Annotated in this window: 16 protein-coding genes; 3 read left to right on the forward strand and 13 right to left on the reverse strand. The window is 44.8% G+C overall.

All coding sequences use genetic code 11. The features are described 5' to 3' along the window. The 4 genes from Q7V21_RS12455 to sucC form a co-directional block, all read right to left on the reverse strand. The coding region (locus tag Q7V21_RS12455; protein ID WP_304917619.1) for a P-II family nitrogen regulator at positions 1-86 on the reverse strand (86 nt) is incomplete at its 3' end. A gap of 8 nt (positions 87-94) precedes the next feature. After that, entirely contained in the window at positions 95-1,738 is a 1,644-nt protein-coding gene (locus Q7V21_RS12460; RefSeq protein WP_304917605.1) for an NAD+ synthase, read from the reverse strand. Continuing rightward, positions 1,738-2,610 (reverse strand): succinate--CoA ligase subunit alpha, encoded by an 873-nt coding sequence (sucD, locus tag Q7V21_RS12465; RefSeq protein WP_304917606.1) that lies wholly within the window; start codon positions 2,608-2,610, stop codon positions 1,738-1,740. Before sucD ends, Q7V21_RS12460 begins: the two co-directional genes overlap by 1 nt. A gap of 6 nt (positions 2,611-2,616) precedes the next feature. Beyond that, entirely contained in the window at positions 2,617-3,780 is a 1,164-nt protein-coding gene (sucC, locus tag Q7V21_RS12470) for an ADP-forming succinate--CoA ligase subunit beta (protein ID WP_304917620.1), read from the reverse strand. Between the two features lie 140 nt (positions 3,781-3,920). Here sucC and pip point away from each other — a divergent pair, with 140 nt between their 5' ends. From pip to Q7V21_RS12485, 3 genes are read left to right on the forward strand one after another with little or no spacing between them, the layout of a single operon-like run. After that, positions 3,921-4,886, forward strand: a complete 966-nt coding sequence (pip, locus tag Q7V21_RS12475; RefSeq protein ID WP_304917607.1) for a prolyl aminopeptidase — start codon at positions 3,921-3,923, stop codon at positions 4,884-4,886. Beyond that, a complete protein-coding gene (dtd, locus tag Q7V21_RS12480) occupies positions 4,883-5,326 on the forward strand; it encodes a D-aminoacyl-tRNA deacylase (protein ID WP_304917608.1) in 444 nt (147 codons plus the stop codon). The genes pip and dtd overlap by 4 nt, the downstream gene beginning before the upstream one ends. 13 nt (positions 5,327-5,339) lie before the next feature. Further along, positions 5,340-5,966: a lytic murein transglycosylase gene (locus tag Q7V21_RS12485; protein ID WP_304917609.1), complete on the forward strand. Its 627-nt coding sequence runs from the start codon at positions 5,340-5,342 to the stop codon at positions 5,964-5,966. Here the strand turns inward: Q7V21_RS12485 and Q7V21_RS12490 are convergent. The 9 genes from Q7V21_RS12490 to ccoO all read right to left on the reverse strand — a co-directional run bounded on the left by Q7V21_RS12490 (position 5,945) and on the right by ccoO (position 17,214). Continuing rightward, entirely contained in the window at positions 5,945-9,286 is a 3,342-nt protein-coding gene (locus tag Q7V21_RS12490) for an EAL domain-containing protein (protein ID WP_304917610.1), read from the reverse strand. The genes Q7V21_RS12485 and Q7V21_RS12490 overlap by 22 nt on opposite strands. A 40-nt stretch (positions 9,287-9,326) precedes the next feature. Continuing rightward, the gene (locus tag Q7V21_RS12495; RefSeq protein ID WP_304917611.1) at positions 9,327-10,436 is read right to left on the reverse strand and encodes an ABC transporter substrate-binding protein; all 1,110 of its coding nucleotides are present in this window, start codon (positions 10,434-10,436) and stop codon (positions 9,327-9,329) included. Positions 10,437-10,482: 46 nt separating this feature from the next. Next, positions 10,483-10,695 carry a cbb3-type cytochrome oxidase assembly protein CcoS gene (ccoS, locus tag Q7V21_RS12500; protein WP_304917612.1) on the reverse strand — a complete coding sequence of 71 codons (213 nt, stop codon included), beginning with the start codon at positions 10,693-10,695 and terminating at the stop codon, positions 10,483-10,485. Positions 10,696-10,698: 3 nt separating this feature from the next. Next, positions 10,699-13,155, reverse strand: a complete 2,457-nt coding sequence (locus Q7V21_RS12505; protein WP_304917613.1) for a heavy metal translocating P-type ATPase — start codon at positions 13,153-13,155, stop codon at positions 10,699-10,701. Positions 13,156-13,186: 31 nt separating this feature from the next. Beyond that, positions 13,187-13,693, reverse strand: a complete 507-nt coding sequence (locus Q7V21_RS12510) for a FixH family protein (protein ID WP_304917614.1) — start codon at positions 13,691-13,693, stop codon at positions 13,187-13,189. Next, the gene (gene ccoG, locus Q7V21_RS12515; protein WP_304917615.1) at positions 13,690-15,111 is read right to left on the reverse strand and encodes a cytochrome c oxidase accessory protein CcoG; all 1,422 of its coding nucleotides are present in this window, start codon (positions 15,109-15,111) and stop codon (positions 13,690-13,692) included. Before ccoG ends, Q7V21_RS12510 begins: the two co-directional genes overlap by 4 nt. Before the next feature lie 298 nt (positions 15,112-15,409). After that, positions 15,410-16,345 carry a cytochrome-c oxidase, cbb3-type subunit III gene (ccoP, locus tag Q7V21_RS12520; protein ID WP_304917616.1) on the reverse strand — a complete coding sequence of 312 codons (936 nt, stop codon included), beginning with the start codon at positions 16,343-16,345 and terminating at the stop codon, positions 15,410-15,412. After that, positions 16,335-16,502, reverse strand: coding sequence for a cbb3-type cytochrome c oxidase subunit 3 (locus Q7V21_RS12525; protein WP_304917617.1), 168 nt, complete (start codon positions 16,500-16,502; stop codon positions 16,335-16,337). Before Q7V21_RS12525 ends, ccoP begins: the two co-directional genes overlap by 11 nt. Positions 16,503-16,536: 34 nt before the next feature. Then, positions 16,537-17,214 carry a cytochrome-c oxidase, cbb3-type subunit II gene (gene ccoO, locus Q7V21_RS12530; protein WP_304917618.1) on the reverse strand — a complete coding sequence of 226 codons (678 nt, stop codon included), beginning with the start codon at positions 17,212-17,214 and terminating at the stop codon, positions 16,537-16,539. Positions 17,215-17,287 lie beyond the last annotated feature (73 nt).

The raw sequence follows: 17,287 nt of genomic DNA on the forward strand, positions 1-17,287 counted from the left end.
GTCATGCCGGTCACACCGATATCCGATAGTGCTTCACGCACATCATCCAATTTGAATGGTTTGATTATGGCTTCAATTTTTTTCATGTGATTGCCTATTCTATAGTTGACGTTACGGTATAACCTGATGTTATCGGATAGCGACGATCTCTGCCAAATGCTCTGCCGGTAATACGAATTCCGGGAGGTGCCTGACGTCGCTTGTACTCGCTACGATCCACCATTTTGATAACCTGTGCAACCGTTTCTGCATTAAATCCTGAGGCCACCAGATCTTCAAAACAACCATCATTAGCGACATAGGCTTCCAGAATCGCATCTAACACTTCATAACTGGGTAATGAATCCTGATCCAACTGATCGGCAGATAGCTCGGCGGAAGGCGGACGGGTAATCATTCGTTCAGGAATTACTTTTGACAGGCTATTGCGATAATTCGATAGTTTATAGACCAGTGTTTTGTAAACATCTTTCAACGGTGAAAATCCACCGGCCATATCGCCATAAAGCGTGGAATACCCTACGGCCATTTCGCTTTTGTTACCGGTTGATAATACCATCGCACCCGTTTTGTTGGAGATTGCCATCAGCAACACACCACGACAACGAGCTTGAATATTCTCTTCAGTGGTATCAGCCTGGGTGCCGGCAAAAACCTCTTCCAGCTCATGCAGAAAAGTCTGAAACAAATTCTCAATACCGATGACTCGATAGTCGACACCCAAAATACCCGCCATCTCTGCGGCATCATCCAGACTGATTTGTGCGGTGTATCTTGATGGCATCATCACTGCTTGCACACGATCCGCACCTAAGGCATCAACTGCCAGAGCCAATGTTAAAGCTGAATCAATTCCGCCAGAAAGCCCTATGACCACTCCAGGGAAACGATTTTTTTCTACGTAATCACGTAAGCCGCAGACCAAAGCCTGATAAATAGTTTCCAGCTCTGCCATCAAAGGCTGTAAAGCTCCTTCAAGCTCAATACCCTGTGGTGTTTTACTGATCTTGATTGGCACCAGCGCGGTAGCAAACTGAATGGCTTGAATACATTTTTCACCAGCGGCATTGACGGCAAAAGAGGCGCCATCAAACACTAACTCATCCTGCCCGCCTATTTGGTTAACATATAGAACTGGCACTGAGTTTTCTCGCGCCCGCTGGCCGACTTCAGCCTCACGTAATAGGGTTTTATCCTGTTTAAATGGTGAGGCATTAAGATTTACAATGATTTCGGCACCGGCATCTGCTGCCTGAGCCGCGGGTTCGACAAACCAGATATCTTCGCAAATGGTCAGGCCGATTTTGATTTGGTTTATTTCAATAATGGTGGCTTCACGGCCTTCAATGAAATAACGCTTTTCATCAAATACCCCATAGTTGGGCAATTTATGCTTGAGGTATTGAGCCGTGATTTGATGTCTGCTGATAACCGAAGCAGCGTTGAACAACTCCTTACCCACTTCACCCAAAGGATGGCCGACAATAATGGAGATATCGTCCGTCTGCTGGCAAAGTGTCTGCAATGCTTTATTAACCCGCTTTAATAATCCAGGTCTTAATAACAAATCTTCCGGCGGGTAGCCGGTCAAACACAGCTCAGGAAAGATCACCAGTTCAGCGCCGTGTTGCTGTCTGGCTTGCTCAGTAGCGGCAATCACCTTTCGGGTATTGCCAGCAACATCTCCAACAATCGGATCTATCTGCGCCAGCACCACCTGAAGTTGATGATTGGCCATTAATTTTCCATCAGCTGCAACATGGTTGAACCGATTTCTGCTGGTGATGCCGCAATGGCAACACCAGCCGCTTCTAATGCCGCCAGTTTAGCCTTGGCAGTGCCTTGACCACCGCTGATAATTGCACCGGCATGTCCCATACGTTTACCAGCCGGAGCGGTTAATCCAGCAATATAAGCGGCTACAGGTTTAGTAACATATTGTTTGATGTATTCTGCTGCATCTTCTTCTGCCTGACCGCCAATTTCGCCGACCATCACAATTCCCTGGGTCTGTGGATCAGCTTCAAATAATTCCAGGCATTCAATGAAATTCATACCGTGGATTGGATCACCACCGATTCCTACACAGGTGCTTTGCCCCAAACCATTCTGAGTAGTTTGAAATACCGCTTCATAGGTCAACGTTCCAGAGCGCGAAACAATACCTATTTTGCCAGGCAAATGAATGCTGCCAGGCATGATGCCAATTTTGCATTCGCCCGGAGTAATTAACCCGGGACAGTTCGGTCCAATTAACTTGGCATCGTATGATTTCAATGCATGTTTTACCCGCAGCATATCCAGTACCGGGATACCCTCCGTAATACAGGCAATGACTTTTATACCCGCATCTGCGGCTTCCAATATCGCATCTGCGGCATACGCTGCCGGCACATATATCATTGATGCATCAGCGCCGGTTTCGACCACGGCTTCATGAACCGTATTAAATACCGATTTATTCAAATGCGTTTGTCCACCTTTGCCTGGAGTAACGCCGCCGACAAACTGTGTTCCATAGGCAATTGCCTGTTCAGAATGAAAAGTGCCCTGTTTTCCGGTAAAACCCTGACAGATAACTTTGGTGTCTTTATTAACCAAGATACTCACGTTTTATTACTCCCCTGCCGCAGCGACGGCTAAGGCGGCTGCTTCCGTTAAATCCTGTGCCACCCGCAAATTCATACCACTGTTTTCCAATAGTGTGCGACCTAAATCAGCATTGGTGCCTTCCAAACGCACCACAACGGGTAACGATAAACCGACTTCTTTTGCCGCCTGCATAATCCCTTGTGCAATCAAGTCGCAACGCACAATGCCACCAAAGATATTCACCAGAATCGATTTCACTTTTTTGTCCGATAAAATCAGCTTAAAGGCTTCGGCAACCCGATCGGCTGTTGTTCCACCACCAACGTCAAGGAAATTGGCGGGTTCACCACCCTGTTTTTGAATCAGGTCCATCGTAGCCATAGCCAGGCCTGCACCATTTACCATGCAGGCCACATTGCCATCCAGAGCGATATAATTCAGCCCGAAATCACGGGCGATCACTTCAGCTGGATTTTCCTGAGTCGGATCAAATAATTCGGCTAAATCGGCGTGGCGATATAACGCATTATCATCAACATTAATTTTGGCATCTAATGCCAGTAAATCTCCGCTTTCAGTCACCACTAACGGATTGATTTCCAACAGACTGATATCTTTTTCACAAAACAGTTGATAGAGCTTTTGCATCAATTGCTGTAATTGCTTGAATGCCTCTCCACTAAGCTGCAGAAAGAAACCGGCCTGACGACATTGATATGGCTGTAATCCTGCTACCGGATCCACGTATAAACTGAGAATAGCCTCCGGGGTTTTCTCTGCCACCTCTTCAATATCCATTCCGCCCTCAGCAGAAATCATAAACACCACTCGTTGAGTGACACGATCTACCAGTAAGGCTAAATACAACTCGCGAACAATAGATGAAGGGGTTTCAATCCAGACTTTATTAACCGGTAAACCCTCAGCCGTAGTCTGGTGTGTAACCAATTGACTTCCAAGCAGAGCAGTTACCGCATCAGTTACTGCAACAGCACTGTCTTCTACGCGAACACCACCAGCCTTACCACGTCCGCCGCTATGCACTTGGGCTTTGACCACCCAACGTTCACCACCAATTGCAGCAAGAGCTGATTTCACTTCGTCAGGGCTTGCGATCATCTGCCCATTTGGCGTAGCAATGCCATATTGGTTAAACAATTGTTTTGCCTGATACTCATGCAGGTTCATGTTGTGTTCGCCTTGTTTGTCTTTGCGGCTGCTAACAAGATATGCCAGCAGTAAAACGTTATATTTTCGCCCATCAAGGTAATAATTACCATCATCTGACATGATATAGTTGCGGGCTAAAAACCAAGATGGAACTGTAAATGCGTACTCTGTACCCTGATATCGAACCTTTTCACCATCAGCTGTTAGCTCGTGAAGAAATATCAGCTGGACGTCGCCACGAAGTTTATTTTGAACAGTGCGGCAATCCACACGGTATTCCGGTGATTTTTTTACATGGCGGGCCCGGCTCAGGCTGTCGTTCACAACATCGTTGTTATTTCGATCCTGAACGTTATCACATCATTCTATTTGATCAACGCGGCTGTGGTCGTTCGTTGCCTTCTGGTGAATTGGAGCACAACACCACGGATTATTTAATTTCGGATATGGAAGCCATCCGTACCTTACTGAATATCGATAAGTGGATGTTGTTCGGCGGTTCATGGGGAGCAACTTTAGCCATGGCCTATGCCCGTCAGCACGCACAACATGTCTCGAACATGGTGTTACGTGGAACCTTTCTCGGCAGACAACAGGATATCGACTGGGTTTATGCAGCAGGCGGCGCTTCAAGGGTGTTTGCCGAAGCCTGGCATGCTTTGGTAAAAGACTTACCATCCACAGAACAACCCCGACCCTTAGCTTATTATTACCAGCAATTAACTCAGACAACAGAACAGCAACAACAGATCGCCGCCAACACTTTGCAAAACTGGGAAGGGACCATTGTGATGCTGCGAGATCAGCATTACCAACCTGATGCAGAACAATCTTCGGGCCCCTTGGCACATTCCAGAATCCAATTGCATTATGCGTTAAATAACTGTTTTCTCGGAGATATACCGTTACTCGACAGTATTAAACAGATTAATCATATCCCTGTGGTCATTATTCATGGTCGTTACGATATGGTGTGTCCAATGCAACAATCCTGGGAAGTTTACCAACGCTGGCCTGATGCTCAGTTTGAAATATTGCCACTGGCGGGACATGCAGCAAGTGAACCTGCCATTATTGATGCGCTGGTCAGGGCGACAGATCAATTGGCAACCCAACTAACATGATTGCATTGTTACAACGTGTCAGCCAGGCCAGCGTCATCATCAATAAAAATGAAACCATCGGACGAATCGACCAAGGTTTGCTGGTTTTGATCGGCGTGGAAAAAATGGACACTACAGCCATAGCAGATCGATTGTTACAACGCGTTATCAACTATCGCGTGTTTAGCGATGCCGATAACAAAATGAATTTAAGCTTGCTGGATATCAATGGCGGTTTATTATTGGTGCCACAATTTACCTTGCCAGCGGACACCCGCAAAGGTAATCGCCCAAGTTTCACCTCGGCCGCCCCACCTGAACAGGGCAAGCAATTATTTGACTATCTACTGGATCAGGCTAACAACCTTGGCTTATCAGTTGAATCCGGGCAGTTTGGCGCAAATATGCAAGTTTCTCTGACCAACGATGGACCGGTCACTTTTTGGTTACAAGTTAATTAATTTCGGAATTTTTATGCGTATATTGCTCAAATTTTTACTTGGTACCGCTTTGGTTATTCTGGGTATTGCGGCGTTAATGTTTGTTCCTTCGCCTCAGCCCTCCGCCCCCAAACCATGGGAAATAACCATGATGCCTGATGAGCAGATTGAAGTGATGGGTGTGCATTTAGGCAGTACCTCCTACGCCGAAATTCAGCAGTTATGGCGTGAGGCGGGAGAAGTGGCTTTATTTATGACCGAAAACCAGAATATTTCGGCTGAAGTTTTTTTCGAGTCCATTAATCTCGGAGGATTATCTGCACGAGTAGTGGTGAATCTGCTGGTCGATGAGGATGAGTTAAATACGATGGCGTCACGGGCAGCTTCCGCCAAATTACAGCCAAGTGGTGCGCGTCGTTATGATCCTGCTTTTGGTGATAAACAACGCTTACTGACGGCTCCGGCAATCGCCATCACCTATATTCCTACCGTTCGTATTGATACCGATATGGTGCGACATCGCTTTGGTGAGCCGGAGAATATTACTGATGAGTCAGAAGAGAGTTCGGCGCGAATTTGGCACTATCCACAATTTGGACTGACAATTCGTTTACACCCGGAAGAACGCACGGTCATAACTTACATAGCCCATCGGTCTTGATCAGCCTGTTTTATATATTCCATCAGTTCGTTCAGGTTAATAGCTTTGCTGAAATAAAATCCTTGAGCACGATTACACCGACTTTTCTGTAAGAAGGCGAGCTGTTCTGCCGTTTCAACTCCTTCAGCGACGACTTCTAAAGCAAGGCTATTTGACATCGCCAGAATGGCATTTACGATGGCCGCATCATCACTATCTTCAGTGACGTCACGAACAAATGTTCGATCAATCTTAAGCACATTGAGGGGAAATTGTTTTAAATAAGAAAGTGATGAATAACCGGTTCCAAAATCATCGATTGCCAGCGTAATCCCTAACAGGCTTAATTCGCGCAAGGTTTCTACTGCTTGTTCAGTGTTTTCCATTAACAGGCTTTCGGTGATCTCCAGTTCCAGATTTTTAGCCGGCATTCCTGTTTTGTCCAGCAAGTCGCGAATAAAATGCACCAGCAGATTACCTTTAAACTGTCGTCCTGAAAGATTAACAGCCATCAAAAAATCATCGGGTAAATTATGACGATTAGCCATAAAGGCTTCACAGGTTTGTTTCAATACCCATTCACCAACCATATTAATCAAGCCAGTGTCTTCCAGTACCGGTACAAATATCGCCGGTGAAATATCACCCCATTGTTCGGTATGCCAGCGTAATAGCACCTCTGCTCCGGCGACACGGCCAGTTTCAAGCTCAATTTGGGGTTGAAACTGCAGATAGAACTCCTGCAACTCAACAGCACGCCGCAGGCCGGTCTCCATTGCCAAACGCTGTGATGCCTGCGCATTCATGTCAGAAGAGTAGAACTGAAAGTTATTACGGCCGGTGCTTTTAGCGTAATACATTGCCGCATCGGCATTGCGCACCAGCATATCCACATCACGTCCATCTGCAGGATATAGACTGATACCGATACTCGGACTGATATTTACCTCTACGTTATCCAACATATAAGGTAGCGCTGTGGTACTGAGAATTTTTTCTGCGATTTTGCCGACATACTGAGCGGAATTAACATCCTCCAGCATCACCGTAAATTCATCCCCTCCCAGTCTGGCAACTGTATCACTGTCTCTGACACAGGAACGGATACGCCGAGCCACCTCACATAACAGAATATCCCCTGCTTTATGACCCAGCGAATCATTGATATGTTTAAAATGATCCAAATCCAGAAAGAAGACCGCCAACCGACCATTTTGTCGTTGGGCTTTATGAATAGCGTGTTCTAGTCTGTCTTTGAATACACCACGATTTGGTAAGCCCGTCAGTATGTCGCTACTGGCTAACCGTGTCAGCCGCTCTTCATTTTGTCGCTCATGAGTTACGTCTTCATAAAGCCAGATGGATCCTTCAGCCGGGTTATCCGGATTAATGACCTGCCCCGACACAGCGCACCAGAATTTCTCACCATTGGCGCGCACCATTTCGACTTGTGCTTCAAAATTTTCAGCTTCTGACAGAGCGTTGTAGGCTTGATCACCAAAGCGTTCAAATGCATCTTCGCTGGGATGAATACACAGCGTACTTTGCCCTTCAATATCCTCTCGAGCAAACAGAAACAATTGTTCAAATTTGGTGTTTACCCGAATGATCTGACGATTTTTGATAAAGGCAATACCAACCATGGCATTTTCCAGAATCGCATTTAATTCATTACTGGTCTGCAACAACGCTTGTTTGGTGTGTTTCCAGGCACTGATATCGGAAATAACACACACCCAGATATCATCATCGAATTCAGACAATGGATTGAGTGAAAACCACATTGAGAAGGTTTCACCGAACCAGTTGCGGCCTTCGAACTCATGATTGGCTTGTTGCAATTGAGCAAGATCGGCAAGTGAATGAATGTCTGAGGATGGCGCGAAAAACTGCAGAATATTTTGTCCTGCCAATTGCTGCTCGCTGGCTTGTAATATTTTTTCTGCTGCCGGATTACATGAGCTGATTGAACCATCAGCCTGAATGGCAAGTATCGCCTCAGGAACACCATTGAGTATAGCCCGGAGCCTTGTTTCTCGTATTTCCAGCGAATGTTTGGTTTCATCCAGCTTGCTAATTAATGCCTGCGTTTGTGCGGCAAATAAATTGAAATCCTTGGCGAGTAAATTAAATTCACTCTGACCATTATCGGTCGGCATACGGGTATCAAATTTCTCTGCTGACAAGTCATGCATCGCTTTACGCAAACGTCGCATAGGGTGATTAATACGCGATGTCATGGTTATAACAAACCAGGTTAACCCCAATGTAATCACCAAACAGCTGACAATCATCCACCACCGCGCTGTTTTAGCCAGTGAGGCTGATTGCTGAGTTCTGGATAAGCCTTGCTCACCAACTCTGGCAGAAAGTGTATTCAGGTTTTGCATCAAAACTTCGAGAATATTCAAACCCTGCTGCTGCACCATCTGAGATTTTTCATAAGTCTCCAGCTGTCGGATTCGCAGTTGGTATACCGAGTTATTATCATCAATTACCTGGCGGATAAAGGTGTTGATACCCTGCTGTAATTTATCAACCAATGTTAATAATTCAGGGTAGTTCTGCAGATTTTGTTTGATGATCAAAATGTCACTACGCAGCATGGCTTCCTGTTCCCGGATATCATTCTCCCGGATACTAAGTAGCAAATCTGGATTTTGCTTTTCGCGAATCTGTTGGCTCAACTGGCTGATTCGCAGCACATTCAGCATCAGCGAATAACTACTGCGTTCAACAGCGGTGTAATTCTCAATTAAGGCTGTTTTATCCGGCTGGCTTAAAGTCTCAGCATGACTCAATGACTGCATTTGACGCGTTAAGGTTAAATCAATTCTGCCGGTAATGGCTTCAGCAAGCTGTTGAATCTCATCTGCTAACAGAGACACACTTTTGGTACGTTGTTCAATTTGCTCGGAGAGTTGATGTTGAAACTGCATTTGTTGCAGCAATAAGCTATCGGTTTCTAAAAACTGCTGATAATAATCACTCAATACGCTGGTCAGTTCAGGAGCGATCTGCAACTGTTCGACGCTCTGGAGTAAACGATTCCAGGATTGCTCAAAGGCTTCTTCCAGTGGTTCCCGAGCTGTAACATTGGCAAACTCTTCGGCATTGCGTGCACTGATAATTTGTTTTTGTCTGGAAATAAACGCAGCCGCACTACTACTTATTTGTCTTGCATTGTCTACCAGCGGAAATACCTGCTCGGTCAACAAAAGTTGATTTTTGGTGTAATGCTGATGGCTCAGCATGGCAATCGCAGCCATCAGCAATACCATTGATACGGTAATGACAGCCCAAAAATGCAGCAGTGCTCGAATGCTCCAGTTGCTAAACATGTATATCCGTATCCATCTCGTTTTACATCCTGTTATGAGGTTAGTGTGAAAAATCCACGCTGCTCCATTCAAATGAATGGAACGCTCCATTTTCCAATCTACTCAGCCAAAGCATGTTGCTGCCCTGCTGCTGATTTTTATCCAGATTAATGTTGCTGCCTAGACCAATATCCAAATCGACCAATTCATGTAAGGCATCAATTAATGTTTCCCGACTGATATTTCCTTCCATATTCTGCAATGCTTCAGCAAAAATCTTTGCAACAATATACCCCTCCAGAGAAACCGTATTGGGCTGTAAAGCGCTATCATATTCCTTTAATGCTCCACGAAACTCTCTAACAAGTGGCAAATCAGCATCAACTTCCGGCACCACCTGACTGACAATCACATTGGCATTAATGCCATCTAACGATTGCTCCAATACATGGCTTCCCACAAAAGATACATTGACGAACCAGAGATCCGGTCTGTCCTCGTATAACAGCTTTATAAACTTGGCTGAAGGCGCGTAACTGCCTCCCATCAGAATTACTTTAGGAGGAATATTGGCTTTAAGAATCGTGGCGACGGCACTTTCAACATTGAGAGTATTACGGCTGTAATAAGCATGTGTAAGGTAATCGACCTGATAAAACTCTCTGGCTTGTAGTGCTGTCGCCGCAGCATGATAGACAGCGTTACCGTAACTGTCCTGCTGAGTGAAAAATGCGATTTCTTCAGGTCGAATACCTGCATTCAATAATCCATCAATCAGCATCTCAACTTCTTGTTTATAGCCAGGCCGATAATTGATGATATAACGACTTGGGGGATTAGATCTTAAAACATCCCCGCCCGAAAAAGCGCCGACTAAAGCAACCTGAAGCTGTTCCGCAATCGGTACCGTTACTACCGCTGTAGGTGTTCCAACATTACCTAAAACAGCTAAAACACCATGTTCATTGATAAGTTGGCGCATGTTGGCTGCGGCTTGATCTGGCTCGTAGAAATCATCCAAAGCCAGAAATTCAACCAGCTTACCTTTAACCCCCCCCTGTTGATTGAGTTTGGAAAAGTAGGCATTTATTCCAGCCTGTATGGATAAGCCCATTTCAGATAATGGACCTGTCAGAGGACCACTCATGCCGACTTTTATCTCTTCTGCCAAGACATTTTTCGTGAGTAGTAAACCAACACAGCATAAAGCAAACAGCCTAATCAGACTTTGGATCATTTTTTTCTTCGTTATTCTCTGAATCCAGTTCCGCTTCGCTTTCTGGTGGACGGTTATCATCGTCCATCAACACTCGATTTGCGGCACCTTCCATATCATCATATTGACCACTGCGTACAGCCCAGAAAAAGACGATGACACCTACCAAACCCAGCAATAACATGCCGGGTAAAAGTCCGTATATGACTTCCATGAGCTACCTCTTAAATATTCGGCTAATCCTGGCAGCATTGCCAATGACAAGTAACGAACTTATCGGCATCGTGATTGCTGCCAGCAAGGGACTGACTAATGCCATCATTGCCAATGGCACCATAATCACGTTATAGCTTATCGATAATACAATATTCTGGCGGATGGTGCGTAAGGTACGGGCTGCCAGCTTACGCGCTAATGCCACCTGACTTAATTGGTTATGCGATAAAACGATATCTGCGCTCTCGATCGAGACATCGGTTCCTGATGCCAGAGCAATACCGACATCTGCTTGAATCAACGCCGGTGAATCATTAATGCCGTCCCCTACCATCGCCACACAATCACCTTGTTGTTGTAGTTGTTGGATTACCTGCCGCTTATCTGCTGGCAACACCTCAGCCATGCGCTGGATATTGCCTAAATCTGCGGTCACCGAATTAACTACCTGCTGACGATCTCCACTCAGTACAGTGACTTTCAGACCTTTGGCCAGCATATCGGCAATCATGGTTTTGGCATCAGCACGCAAGGTATCAAACAGCCCCAGAATACCTATCAGCTTTTGCTCTCTGGCAACAAACACACAACTGATCCCTTGCTGTTCCAACTGATCGATTCTTGATTGCCACTGACTATCCAACAAAACATTGTGAGATAACATCCAGTCCGCCGTGCCAACGATAATATTATCTCCATCAATTTTCGCCTCAACACCTCTTCCCGGTGAAGCATAAAACCCAGTGCTCTCCAATAAAGGCAGGTTTTGTTGTTGAGCAGCAGAAACAATGGTTTTCGCGATGCCATGTTCAGATTGTTGTTCGGCCGAAGCGGCAATCTGTAACAGTGACTGTTCTGAAATCCCTTCAGCAGTCAAACTTTCTACCAGTTGCAATCGCCCTTCCGTTAAGGTGCCGGTTTTATCAAAAACATAATGGGTCACCCGCGACAACGATTCCAGTGCAACACCTTGTTTGATCAGGATACCATTGCTGGCCCCGACTCCACTGGCCACGGCAATAGACATCGGCGTCGCCATACCAAAAGCACAAGGGCAAGTCACCACTAATACAGATGCGGAGGCCAATAAGGCTTTTTCAAAATCACTGCCTACCCAGAACATAAACGTTAATGTGGCTAAGGTAAGTGTAACCACGACAAACCACGGTACGATTTTATCTGCCAGAGTCTGAATGGGAGCTTTTGAGGTTTGGGCCTCATCCATCAAGGCAATGATTTTTGCTAAGGCCGTATGTCGTAATACTTGCTCTGCTCGTACGGTAAAGGCACCTTCACCATTGATACTGCCCGCGACTACCGTATCGTTTATTTGTTTACGAATCGGCTGTGACTCTCCTGTCAGCATAGATTCGTCTACTGCACTTTCACCATCCGTCACCACACCATCTACCGGTATGTTTTCACCTGGACGAACCAGTATCAGATCACCTACTTTAACGGAACGGATAGGGACCGTTTGCTGTATACCGTCATTCATTACCGTTGCCAGTTTTGGTTGCAATTCCAGCATCCTGCGCGTGGCTGAAAGCGCATTGCGCTTGGAAAGTGCCTCTAAATAACGGCCAATCAAAATAACAAAAATAAAGTTCACGACCGTATCAAAAAATACCTCACCCTCCAGTGAACCGGTAAAGGTGATATAGCTTGAATAGAGATAGGTCGCAGTGGCACCGATAGCAATCGGCAAATCCATCGTGAGATAGCGGCTACGTAAGCCACTGATTGAATTTCGAAAAAAAGGATAGCCTGAGTAAAGCAAGGTCGGCGTGGCAATAATAAATCCAACCCAATGAAACAAATCCCGAAATTCATCTTCGGCCGCCCCCGAATACAGGGCGATGGAAACCCACATCAGGTTCATCATTGCAAAACCGGCAAACGCCATGCGATAGACCAATCCACGATGTCTTTTTGCTAATGCACCTTCTGCAGTTTCCGGATCAAACGGAACTGCTGCATACCCCAATCGGGCCAAATGTTGCATTAAACCGGATAAGGACGTTTCGCGATTATCCCAACGAATTCGACAGCGTTTTGCGGTCAGATTGACATCGGCAGCTAATACACCGGGTAATTTATAAAGCGCATGCTCTATCAACCAGACACAAGCAGCACAGTGAATGCCTTCGATTAATAGATGAATAGTGCGTTTTTCATCAAGCGAATCGACATAATCCGCTTGAATTTCATCGATATCATAAGCGTGAAAATCATTCGCCGTATCCGGTGGTGGGGCAAGTGATTCGCCTTCTGGCGTTTTATTGTAAAAACTTTGCAAGCCTGCAGCATAGATAGTTTGACAGGCCATCTTGCAACCATGGCAACAAAACTGATGCTGAGTTGACTGGATCAGTGCAACAAATTCACCTTGCTGCTTTACTGGAAGTCCACAGTGAAAACATTCGCCGGTATTAACTTGCGTAGTGGCTTCAGACAAAGAAATTCAACTTACCAATAACAAACGATTTTTAAGGATCGATAAAAATTCGTCTAGTGATTAAAAATTCATCGTCCCCACGTTTGGCTTCAACGATGATGTCCCAGTTACCCGGCAAGCCAAACTCGATATCAACCCCATAGCGGCCAAGTCCGATGGGATTCATTTCCACCGAAAAATCTTCACGCATATCTGATGGGCGATAAGCATAAAAGGTGACTGAATCTAATTGTACTGCTGTAGAGTTTTTACCCTGAATAAATACTTCGTATGGCTGACGCTGGTTTACTCGGCTTTTCGGTGGAGCCATAATGACACCATTCCAGCCTAATAATTTTTCCTGCTCCATTTGCAATTCTTGTTGGGCGTACTTCTTACCACGCTCATAATAGTTATCAACTACCAGATTAGGCGGAGAACTGAATGCCAGATAGATGAAAATAATATTGACGGTAACAAAGGTGCATAAAAACGCTAAAAAACCTAACACCCACGGATTTTTTAACGCTTGATTATTCTCTTGTGAAATAGCCATCATTTCGGTCCCATAAAAACACTTTCGTAGTGCACAGATATATCTGGATTGGAAATGACATTAGCCGTAAATGTCAGATGTTCCAGTTCTCTGGTGAGCTTTCCATCAGGTATTCTAACTAATGCCTGTAATGGACTGACCTTACCTGGTTCGATAATAACGCTCTCGTCTATGCCATGCAAAGTTGCACCGTCTAAACCACTTATCACATATTGCACTTCAATATTTTCATTGGTCTTGTTAAGCATTTTCAATGTATAGCGGTTTTGGATAGAGCCGTCGCTCAATTGAACAAATACCGGTTGGCGGTTGTGAATGACCTGAAACTCAGTAGCTGATAACGTTGCAAAACCGTAACCGACACCTGAAAAAGCAACCATTAAAATAAATGAATAAATTAAAACTCTAGGGCGTTTATACAACGCGGCTGGTGGAGCGTTGTGATGTAAATCTTTGTATGAAGCATAACGGATCAAGCCGCGAGGCTGATTGGTCTTATCCATAATGCTATCGCAAGCATCAATACACATACCACAGGTGATGCAACCTTCCTGCTGACCTTTACGAATATCAATACCTGTAGGACAGACTGCGACACAGACTTTGCAATCAATACAACTGCCTTTACTGGAATCCACCGCACCTTTTTTAAGTTTGCCACGCGGTTCACCACGTTCTGCATCATAAGCAGGCAATACCGTATCCTGATCATACATAACCCCCTGCAAACGCGCATAAGGGCATAACCAGAAACACACTTGTTCACGCATAAAACCAGCAAAGACGTAGGTTCCGACCGTAAACATGCCCAATACGATCCAGGCTACCAATGAGGCTTGAAGTGTAAAATAGTCGTGCCATAGCTGGAAAACATCGGTAAACCAGGCGGCAAACGTTAGCCCGGTTAATAATGCAATTGCCAGCCATAAAGTATGTTTAAGTGTAATACGTGAAATTTTACTGACAGATGCTGGTGCACTTTTAAACTTCATCGCTTTTTGCGGCGTGTCACCCTCAATTCGGGTTTCAATAAAAGTAAAGACATCTGTCCATACCGTCTGAAAACAGAAATAACCACAAAAAACTCGTCCGGCGATACTGGTCACTGCGGCCAGTAATATGGCAAAGAACAATAATGTGAGAGATAACATCCAGATATCTTGCGGGAAGATAGTGATATCAAAGAAATGGAATTGGCGATTGGGAATATCGAACAGGACGGCTTGTTTGCCGTTCCAACGCAAGTAAGGCCCAATGAAGAAAATTAACCAGACAGACATGCCAAACCATTTAAGTCGTCTAAACCTGCCCGACATGCGTTTTGCTACAACTTTGGTTCCACCGGCGTTAACATGCCAGTCAGATACCTCATCGTAGATGTCGTTTATATTGAGCTCAGCTGACTTCAGATGTTCCGACACAGTTTTGACCTCGTATAGAGCTTAACCGAAGGAATTATAACACGATTGTGCTCATTAGCTTTTACTAATTTAGCTTCTCATAAATAAAAAAAGCCGATTAGCTCGGCTTTTTTTAAAACTCTTCTTGGTTTAATTATCGTTAGAACTGTCTTCCATATTTCTGACAACTTTGTAAGCAATTACTCCAATCACAACAATTGTCAGCACAACACTTACTATTGCTCCAATCACAACTGCATCTATACCCATATTATTCTCCTGATTTGAACTAACTTAGTATTCAAGCCAGTTTGACTTTTTATTGACCACCACCAAGTTGATGCACATAAATTGCCAGTTTCTTGATTTCGTTTTCAGTTAAACGCTCGGTTTCAGTACCATCGTAATACTCTTCTGGATCATCACCGTATTCTTCTGCTTCCAGACGTACTGCAAGTCTTTCATTCCAGGCAGGCATGACAGCAACTCGTGTTAATGGATCATTTGCATCATTTACGCCGTGCAAGATGGTGTGACGGATTTCATCTGGTTCACCAGAAAAACGCCATACTCTATCAGCCAGATTCGCTGAACCAAGTTGCTGAATACCTTTGGCATCAGCACCATGACAAGCTACACAACCTTTTTCGTTATATAGCTTCCATTGTGCGTCGGTGGCTTCACCATTTGCGCTGTTGACCACAAATTCAACTAAACCATCGACTTCTTCTTCCGACAATAAGTTGGCATGAGCCGGCATCATACCTTGACGACCTTTTGCCAGTGTTTCGATAATTTTATCTATCGTACCACCGTATAACCAATCATCATTGGCCAGGATTGGATAACCTGAACCAGGTTGTGGATACCCTCCAACACCATGGCACGCAGCACAGTTATCACCATAAAGCACTTTGCTCGAGCCTACGGCGTAGCGTAATAACTCATCATCTTCCATAATTTCTTCCGCTGACATAGCAGCGATCCGATCTTCAAAAGGTGCCCGTTTTTCTTCTATTTTTGCCAGGTCTTCTTTGTATTCTTTAATTTGAGTCCATCCCAGAATACCTTTGGTATTACCTGTCACTAATGGCAATGACGGATACAAAATAAAATAAACCAGAACTAACAGACCACTCAGGTACAAAGCTATTGTCCACCAACGTGGCGGCGGATTGGTTAACTCTCTGATGCCATCCCATTCATGACCAGTATCTGGACATTCGTGAGGATTTTTATTGTTATCAGCCATCATTTTTCTCCGAATTTATATCGTCATCTCTCAGCGCCAAGTCACGGTGTGATTCAAGTTTTTCTTTATTTTTAGGTCGTAATGCCCAGAAATACATACCAAACATCAAAATAAAAATAATGACTGTCAGTATCGTGCCCACCCAATCACTTGCGGTCATGGCAGACCAGTTTGTCTCAAAGTAAGACAAGAAATTACTCACGGTAATCTCTGCCTGGTTCAAACTGGATCATCGTGCCAAGAACTTGCAGATAAGCAACCAAGGCTTCCATTTCAGTTTTGCCTTCAACGGCTTCTGCAGCACCCAGAATCTGTTCATCAGTATAGGGTACACCCAATACTTTCATTGCTTTCAGGCGTCGAATCATGCCTTCCCCATTGATGGTGGATTTATCCAGCCATGGGTAACGGGGCATAACAGATTCTGGCACAACAGAACGTGGGTCACGAAGATGCTGGATATGCCATGCATCAGAGTATTTTCCACCTACACGCGCCAAATCAGGTCCGGTACGTTTTGAGCCCCATTGAAACGGATGATCATATTTAGACTCAACAGCTAATGAATAGTGGCCATAACGATCTTTTTCATCACGGAACGGACGTACCATTTGTGAATGACACAAATAACAGCCTTCACGTTGATAGATATCACGACCAGCCAATTCTAAAGCTGTATAGGGTCGAACACCTTGCAGCTCTTCATATTCAGGAAAAACATCATCCTCAAATGTATTTTGTAAGTAAAACAATGGAACAATCTCGACAATACCACCAACAGACACTACCAAAGCAGTCGCCAGTGCAAGTCCCCAAACGTTTTGTTCAACCCAATCTTGAAAACTAACGCGTTTATTAGATTTATTAGCCATGCTGATTCCCTCAAATATTCGCTGCAGTTGCCATTTCGGCAGATGGTTTTGCAATCGCGCGGCGAATAGTCAC

It is taken from the genome of Methylophaga sp., assembly GCF_030651745.1.